Below are 8,335 nucleotides of genomic sequence, written 5' to 3'. Positions count from 1 at the left end.
ACAAACCCCTACCACGTTCCTAACTGTCGTCCCGTCCTGTACCGCCTCAGGCTATGTGAGTTGGGGAAACAGCCCGTGCTGGACGCGGGGGGGGGGGGGGGGGCGGCCCCCCCCCCCCCCCCCCCCACACCGGGGTGGCCCGTACCGGGCGCGCCGTCCGGCTGGGATGATCGGCGGCGGTACGCCGAGCCCACCCCCGGGAGGACCCCCGTGAGCCGACCGTCCGCCGCCCCCGGCGCCGACCTCGCCCGGGAGCTCGCCGCGACCCTGCGCGGCGACGTCCGCTTCGGCGCCGCCGAGCGCACCGTCTACAGCCACGACGCGTCCAACTACCGCCACCTGCCGCTCGGCGTGGTCAAACCGGCCGACCCGGACGACGTCCGGACGGCCGTCGCGCTCTGCCGGCAGTACGGCGTACCGGTGGTGCCGCGCGGGGCCGGCACCAGCATCGGCGGGCAGGCGATCGGCCCGGGCGCGGTCGTCCTGGACTTCCGGCGCCACCTGGGCGCGGTGCACGGCGTGGACCCGGAGCGCCGCACCGCCCGGGTCGAGCCGGGCGCCGTGCTGGACCACCTCCAGCGGGCCGCCCGCCCGCACGGCCTGCGCTTCGGGCCGGACCCGTCCACGCACAGCCGGTGCACCCTCGGCGGCATGATCGGCAACGACTCCTGCGGCGCCCACTCCGTCGTCTGGGGGCGCACCTCCGACAACGTGGAGTCCCTCGACCTGCTGCTCGCCGACGGCACCGAACTCACCGTCGGCGGCCCGCTCGGGCCCGCCGAACGCACGGCGCTGCGCGCCCTGCCCGGGCGCGCGGGCCGGCTCCACCGCGACCTCCAGGACTTCACCGACCGCAACCTCGCCGTGATCCGCCAGGGCATGCCGGACCTGCCGCGCCGGACCTCCGGCTACCCGCTGGACGCCCTGCTCCCCGAACGCGGCCACCACCTCGCCCGGGCCCTCACCGGCACCGAGGGCACCTGCGCGCTGCTGCTCGGCGCCACCGTCCGACTGGTCGAGGACCTTCCCGCCCGCGCCCTGGTGGTGGCCGGCTACCCGGACGAGACGGCCGCCGCCGACGCCGTCCCCGCCCTGCTGCCGCTGCGCCCGCTGACCGTCGAGGGCATGGCCGCCGACCTGATCGCCGCGCTGCTCGCCGCCGGACCGCGCCCGCCCGCACTGGACCGGCTGCCCGAGGGCGCCTGCTGGCTCTTCCTGGAGACCGCCGGCGCGACCCCCGCCGAGGCCCTCGACGCGGCCCGGCGGCTCGCCGACGCCGTCCGCCGGGAGCGCTCCGCCACCACCTCGGTCGTCACCGACCCCGGCGAGCAGCGCCAGCTCTGGGGCGTGCGCGAGGCCGGCGCGGGGATCGTCACCCGGCTGCCCGGCGGCGGCGAGGCCTGGCCCGGCTGGGAGGACTCCGCCGTCCCGCCGGAGCGGCTCGGCGACTACCTGCGCGACCTGCAGGCGCTGCTGCGCCGCCACCACCTGCGCGGCGTCCCGTACGGGCACTTCGGCGAGGGCTGCGTCCACCTGCGGATCGACTTCCCGCTCACCGCGCCGCACGGGCCGGCGGTCTTCCGGGAGTTCCTCGAACAGGCCGCCGACCTCGCGGTCTCGTACGGCGGTTCGCTCTCCGGTGAGCACGGCGACGGGCAGGCCCGCGCCGAGCTGCTGCCCCGGATGTACCCGCCCGGGATCATCGCGCTCTTCGGCGAGTTCAAGCGGATCTGGGACCCCGACAACCTGCTCAACCCGGGCGCCCTGGTGGACCCGCGCCCGCTCGACGCCGACCTGCGGCTGGCCGGGCCGGTACGCGCGCTCCCGCTCGCCCTCCCGTACGCGCAGGACGACGGCAGCCTCGCCAAGGCCGTGCACCGCTGCGTCGGGGTGGCCAAGTGCGTGGACCCCGAGACCGGGGTGATGTGCCCGAGCTACATGGCCACCGGCGAGGAGCGCCACTCCACCCGGGGCCGCGCCCGGCTGCTCGCCGAGATGCTGCGCGGCGCGGAGGGCGCGATCCCGGACGGCTGGCGCTCACCGGAGGTCAGGGAGGCGCTGGACCTCTGCCTCGGCTGCAAGGGCTGCGCCGGCGACTGCCCGGTCCACGTCGACATGGCCACCTACCGGACCGAGTTCCTGTACCAGCACTACCGGCACCGCCCCAGGCCCCTGTCGCACTACTCGATGGGGTGGCTGCCGCTCTGGCTGCGGGCCGTCGCCCTGGCCCCCGGAGCGGCCAACCTGATCGCCCGGTCGGCCGCCGCCGGCCCGCTGAAGCGGCTCGGCGGGGTGGACCGGCGCCGGCCGGTCCCGGTGTTCCCGCCCGAGACCTTCACCCGCTGGTACCGCCGTCACCGCGCCGCGCACCCCGCCCCGGCCGGCGCCCGCCCCGTCCTGCTCTGGCCGGACACCTTCTCCGACCACCTCCAGCCGAACGTGCTGCGCGCCGCCGTCGAGGTGCTCTCCCACCTGGGCTTCGACGTCCGGCTGCCGGACGGCCCCGTCTGCTGCGGGCTCACCTGGTTTTCCAGCGGCCAGCTGGGCACCGCCCGGCGGGTGATGCGGCGCAGCCTGCGCGCGCTCGCCGCGACCGGGCTGCCCGCCGACACCCCGGTGGTCGGGATGGACCCGAGCTGCACCGCCACCCTGCGCGAGGACCTGCCCCGGCTGCTCGGCGCCGACGGCCGCCCGCTCGCCGAACGGACGCGCACCTTCGCCGAGTTCATCGACCAGTACGCGCCGGACGCCCCGCTCCCCCGGCTCCCGCTGGACGCCGTCACCCAGACCCACTGCCACCAGCACGCCGTCCTCGGCACCGCCGCGGACCGCCGGGTGGAGGCCCGCACCGGTCTGCGCAACCGCGTCCTCGACTCCGGCTGCTGCGGGCTGGCCGGCAGCTTCGGCTTCGAGCGGGGCCACTTCGAGGTGTCCGTGACGATCGCCGAACGCGTGCTGCTGCCCGAGCTGCGCGCGGCGGACCCGGACACCGTCGTGCTGGCCGACGGCTTCAGCTGCCGCACCCAGATCGCCCACCTGGCCGAGGGCCGCCAGGCCCTCCACCTCGCCGAACTGCTGCAGCGGGGCCTCCGGGAGCAGCGCTGACCGCCCGGTGGGAGCGGCGCGACCCCTAGACCGCCTGCGGCTCCTGCACCTCCGTCGACCGCGGCGGCTCCTCCGCGCAGACCGCCGAGACGAACTCCGCCAGCCGGGCCTGCGGCAGTCCGCGCGCGATGTCCGCCTCGCTGATCATCCCGACCACCTCGTGCTCCGGGTGGTTGATCACCGGGAGCCGGCGCACCCGGTACTGCTCCATCATCCGCAGCACCTGCTCGGCGTCCTCGTCCGCCTCCACCGTCATCGGCCGGCCCTGGGCGATCTCGCCCGCCGTCACCTGCTCGGGGTCGCGGCCCTCGGCGACGCACTTCAGCACGATGTCGCGGTCGGTCACGATGCCGAGCAGCTTCTGCCGCTCACCGCAGATGGGCAACGCCCCGACGTCGCGTTCCCGCATGATCCGGGCGGCGGAGGCGAGGGTCTCGTGCTCACCCACGCACGCCGCGCCCGGGTGCATGATGTCGCTGGCTCTGGTCATGATCGGCCTCCTGACGTGCCTGCCACTCCCGTCCCTCCATCGTGGTCCGGGCCCGGGGGCGCCGCCACCGGGCCCGGCGCGGGGTGGCCGGCGCCGTTCAGCCGGTCCACCGGCGACTGCTCCAGCACCTCCTCCAGCGGCGGGAGTTCGAGCTGCTCCACCTCCGGCAGCCGCGGCGGTTCGGCCGGTGGCGGCTCCGCGCCCGCCTGGTCGCCGCCGTCGCCCACCGTCTTGCGGTTCACCTCCGCCGCGCTGTCCAGGAACCGCAGCAGCTCGACCGGGAACGGCAGCACCAGCGTCGAGTTCTTCTCCGCCGCCACCTCCACCACGGTCTGCAGCAGCCGCAGTTGGAGCGCCGCCGGAGTCGCGCTCATCACCGCCGCAGCCTCCGACAGCCGCGCCGAGGCCTGGTACTCGCCGTCCGCCGTGATGATCCTCGCCCGGCGCTCCCGCTCGGCCTCCGCCTGCCGGGACATCGAGCGCTTCATCGACTCCGGCAGGGCGACGTCCTTGATCTCGACCCGGTCGATCTCGATGCCCCAGCCCAGCGCCGGGCTGTCGATCATCAGCTCCAGTCCCTGGTTGATCGGCTCCCGGTTGGCCAGCAGGTCGTCCAGCTCGCTCTTGCCGATGATCGAGCGCAGCGAGGTCTGGGCGACCTGCGAGATGGCGAAGTTGTAGTCCTGCACGTTGACGGTCGCCTTCACCGGGTCCTCCACCCGGAAGTAGACGACCGCGTCCACCCGGACGGTCACGTTGTCGCGGGTGATGCCCTCCTGGGCGGGGATCGGCATCGTCACGATCTGGACGTTCACCTTGCGCAGCCGGTCCGCCACCGGCATCAGCCGCACCAGCCCGGGGCCCTGGACCTGCTCGCGCACCCGGCCGAAGCGGAACACCACGCCCCGCTGGAACTGCTGCACGACCCGGACGCTCAGCCCGGCCCACACGGCCACCAGTACGACGGCCGCCAGCACCGCATCGAATATCAGCATCGCGGTCTCCTCGCGCGCGCCGCCGCCCCGGCGGTCGCCGCCCCGGCCCGGCCGGGGGCCGCCGGAGCAGCCGATTCCACGCTACGCCTGCGGAGGCGCCGCCGGAACGGCCGACCGCCGGCCGCCGCGCCTAAGATCGTCCCCATGTCCCAGCCCGTAGCCGACGGCCCGGCCACCGACCCCGAGGACCCGGGCCACCCCGTCGCGGCCGCCGCCCGCACCGCCACGGTCCCCGCGCTGGACGCCGTCGTCACCGGCTGCCGCGCCTGTCCCCGCCTGGTCGAGTGGCGCGAGGCGACCGCCCGCACCAAGCGCCGCGCCTACCTGGACTGGGACTACTGGGGCCGCCCGATCCCCGGCTTCGGCCCGCCCGACGCGCCGCTGGTCCTGGTCGGCCTCGCCCCCGCCGCGCACGGCGGCAACCGCACCGGCCGGATCTTCACCGGCGACCCGTCCGGCGACCTGCTCTACGCCACGCTCCACGAGCTCGGGCTGGCGAACCGCGCCGAGTCGGTCCGGCACGGGGACGGCCTGCGCCTGCGCGGGGTCCGGATCACCGACCCGGTGCGCTGCGCGCCGCCCGACAACAAGCCGACCACCGCCGAACGGGACACCTGCCGCCCGTGGATCACCCGCGAGCTGGAGCTGCTGCGGCCGACCGTGCGGACCGTCGTGGCGCTCGGCGGCTTCGCCTGGCAGGCGCTGCTCCCGGCGGTGGCCGCCGCCGGCTGGCAGGTGCCCCGGCCCCGGCCGGTCTTCGGCCACGGCGCCCGGGTCACCCTGCCGGCCGCCGACGGCGGACCGCCGCTGGAGCTGTACGGGTGCTACCACGTCAGCCCGCGCAACACGAACACCGGCCGGCTGAGCACCGTCATGCTGCGCGAGCTGCTCCGCGAGGCCGCCCGTTCGGCCGGTCTGGACCCCCTCCCGGAGCGCCCGGGCGCCGGTGGGGAGCCGTAGCCGTCCGGCGGCCCCTCAGCCCGCCAGTACCTCGGTCAGCAGCCCGCCGACCAGCCGGACGCCGTCCTCGGTGAGGATCGACTCGGCGTGGAACTGCAGCGAGGCGAAGTGCGGGCCGCGCAGCGCGTGCACCTCGCCGGTGTCCGGGTCGCGGCTCACCTCGACCAGACCGACGCCCTCGCACTCGACCTTGGCCTCGACGCTGCGGGCCGCGAAGGTGTTGTAGAAGCCCACCCGTTCCCGGACACCGAAGAGGTCGATCTCCCGCTGGACGCCCTGGTTCGGCGCCTCCCGGCGGACCAGCGGGAGGCCGAGCCGCAGCCCGAGCACCTGGTGGCTGAGGCAGACCGCGAAGAACGGCCGCCGCTCCCGGAGCAGCGTGTCGATCGTCGACCGCAGCCGCGCGATCTTGGGGTGGCCCGCGCCGCGCGGATCGCCCGGGCCGGGGCCCATCACGACGAGGTCGTACCCGTCCGGCGCGTACGGCTCGTCGAACCGGCGGACCGTCACCGCGAGGCCGAGCGAGCGGAGCTGGTGGTCGATCATCGCGGTGAAGGTGTCCTCCGCGTCCACCACGAGCACCCGGCGACCGGCCAGGGCGGGCCTCGGCCGGGAGCGCGCGGACGCCGGTGCCAGCCAGAAGTCGGCGATGCCGGCGTTGCGCCGCTCCAGCGCGGCCCGAACGTCCGGGTGCGCGCCGTAGACGGCCGGGGTCGGGGCCTTGGCCGGGGTCGGGGTCGGGGTCGGGGCCGGGGCCGGGGTCGGGGCCGGTGCCGCCACCGGCGGGCCGTCCGCCTGAAGGGCCGCGAGCAGGCCCGCCGCCTTCGCCCGGGTCTCGGCCACCTCCTGCTCGGGGTCGGAGTGGCGCACCAGGGTGGCACCCACCCCGATCCGGACCCGGCCCGCGTCGTCGATGTCGGCCGTGCGGATCAGGATCGACGAGTCCAGCGCGGATCCGCCGTGCTCGTCGCGCCCGATCAGCGCGACCACCCCGCTGTAGTAGCCGCGGCCCTGCGGCTCGTACCGGCGGATGACCCGACAGGCGCTCTCCAGCGGGCTGCCGGTGACGGTCGGGGCGAACAGCGTCTCGCGCAGGATCTCCCGCGGATCGCGGTCGGTGCGCCCCTCGATGAAGTACTCGGTGTGCGCCAGCCGAGCCATCTCCTTGAGGTACGGGCCCACCACCCGGCCGCCCTCCGCGCAGATCCGGGCCATCATCTTGAGTTCCTCGTCCACCACCATGTACAGCTCGTCGGCCTCCTTGCGGTCGGCCAGGAAGTCCATCACCCCGGGCAGGGTCGGGCCGGACGGCGGGTACCGGTAGGTGCCGCTGATCGGGTTCATCACGGCCTTGCCGCCGGCGAGGCTGAGGTGCCGCTCCGGGGTGGCGCCGACGAACGTTCGGGCGCCGGTGTGCACGATGAAGGTCCAGTAGGCGCCCGACTCGCCCCGCACCAGCCGCCGGAAGAACGACAGCGCGCTGTGCGTGGTGTAGCCGGTGATGTCGGCGAGGAAGGAGCGCTTGATGACGAAGTTCGCGCCCTCGCCCCGGCCGATCTCGTCGGCGACGACCCTGCGCACCGTCCCGGCGTAGGTCTCGTCGTCCATGTCGAAGTGGCCGCCGGCCAGCGTGATCGGCACGTCCGGGAGCCGTCGCAGCACCTCGGCCAGCGGCAGCACGCCCTGGTCGGTGACGGTCATCGCGATCAGCGGCTCGCCGTCGTCGGCGCAGGCGTAGCCGCGCTCGGCGATCTGCCGGTAGGGGACGATCGCCAGCACCTCGTGACGGGCGGCCCCGGCGGCGGCCCCGGCGGGAACGGCCCCGGCGGGAACGGCCCCGGCGGGAACGGGAAGCTCGGCGAGCGTCCCCGGCGTCGACACCGTGCCGACCAGCACGTCCAGCGCGTCCGGGCCGGTCGACTCCGGGCGGTGGATGAGGGCGAAGGGCGGCGGCCGCAGTCCCAGGACGCGGTCCAGCAGGTCCACGGGGTACGGCGCCGCCCCGGCCCCGGTCATGCGCCGGCCTCCCCGGGGCCACCGGCCGCGACGGCGGCCGGCCGGAGCCCGGCGAGGACGTCGTCGGTGGTGACGACCACGGCGCAGCGCTGGGCCGCGTAGTCCAGGGCCAGCCGGTGGTACTCCTCGGAGAAGTCCGCGACGGCGTCCGCCACCAGGAACGGCTGGATGTCGTTGGTGAACGCCTCGACCGCGGACATCAGCACCCCGACGTGCGCGTAGACGCCGCAGAGGACGAGCTGGTCGCGGCCCTGCTCGCGCATCCGGTCCAGCAGGCCGGAGCGGAAGAAGGCGCTGTACCGCCACTTGGTGAACACCCAGTCGCCCGGGGCCGGTTCGAGCGGCTCGACGACCTGCCGGTCGAGCGGGTCGACCCGCATGCCCGGCCCCCAGAAGTCCTTCAGCAGGCCGCGCTCCGCCTCGGTCATGCCGCCGGGCTGGGCGGTGTAGGCGACCGGGACCCCCAGGGCGGCGCTGCGCTCGCGCAACCGGGCGGCGTTGCCGACCAGGTGGTCGCGGACGACCGCGGGGAACGGCCGCAGGAAGTAGCGCTGCATGTCGTGCACGAGCAGCACCGCCCGGTCCGGGTCCACGGTCCACCGGGCGGTGTTGCCGGGCAGGTCGGCCGCGGTCGGCATCGGGTACGGCGCGATGGGGGGTATGCCCGCCATGGCCTTCCTCTCCTGGGTTCCTGGGTCGAATCGTTGGTGGGGCTGGTGGGACCGAGCGGTGTCGAGCGGGAGCGGACGGGCCGCCGGGTGGGTGGCGC

The 8,335-nt window shown here is 75.6% G+C and carries 6 protein-coding genes; 2 read left to right on the top strand and 4 right to left on the bottom strand.

Annotated elements, in window-relative coordinates; genetic code table 11:
* Window positions 1-210: 210 nt before the first annotated feature.
* Window positions 211-3,105, top strand: coding sequence for an FAD-binding and (Fe-S)-binding domain-containing protein (locus tag ACZ4UX_RS22450; protein ID WP_465707931.1), 2,895 nt, complete (start codon window positions 211-213; stop codon window positions 3,103-3,105).
* A gap of 25 nt (window positions 3,106-3,130) precedes the next feature.
* On the opposite strand, the gene ACZ4UX_RS22445 is transcribed toward ACZ4UX_RS22450, so the two are convergent.
* On the bottom strand, window positions 3,131-3,595 hold the full coding sequence (locus ACZ4UX_RS22445) for a CBS domain-containing protein (RefSeq protein WP_329486479.1): 465 nt from the start codon (window positions 3,593-3,595) through the stop codon (window positions 3,131-3,133).
* Window positions 3,592-4,590, bottom strand: a complete 999-nt coding sequence (locus ACZ4UX_RS22440) for a slipin family protein (protein ID WP_465707930.1) — start codon at window positions 4,588-4,590, stop codon at window positions 3,592-3,594. The genes ACZ4UX_RS22445 and ACZ4UX_RS22440 overlap by 4 nt, the downstream gene beginning before the upstream one ends.
* 144 nt (window positions 4,591-4,734) lie before the next feature.
* Between ACZ4UX_RS22440 and ACZ4UX_RS22435 the strand changes: the two genes are divergently transcribed.
* The gene (locus ACZ4UX_RS22435; protein WP_465707929.1) at window positions 4,735-5,550 is read left to right on the top strand and encodes a uracil-DNA glycosylase; all 816 of its coding nucleotides are present in this window, start codon (window positions 4,735-4,737) and stop codon (window positions 5,548-5,550) included.
* Window positions 5,551-5,565: 15 nt separating this feature from the next.
* On the opposite strand, the gene ACZ4UX_RS22430 is transcribed toward ACZ4UX_RS22435, so the two are convergent.
* Window positions 5,566-7,566, bottom strand: a complete 2,001-nt coding sequence (locus tag ACZ4UX_RS22430) for an anthranilate synthase family protein (RefSeq protein WP_465707928.1) — start codon at window positions 7,564-7,566, stop codon at window positions 5,566-5,568.
* Entirely contained in the window at window positions 7,563-8,237 is a 675-nt protein-coding gene (locus tag ACZ4UX_RS22425; RefSeq protein WP_465707927.1) for an isochorismatase family protein, read from the bottom strand. Before ACZ4UX_RS22425 ends, ACZ4UX_RS22430 begins: the two co-directional genes overlap by 4 nt.
* Window positions 8,238-8,335: the final 98 nt, after the last annotated feature.

The sequence above is a fragment of the Kitasatospora sp. NPDC028961 genome (assembly GCF_055564815.1).
This window is presented reverse-complemented; position numbering and strand designations above follow the sequence as displayed.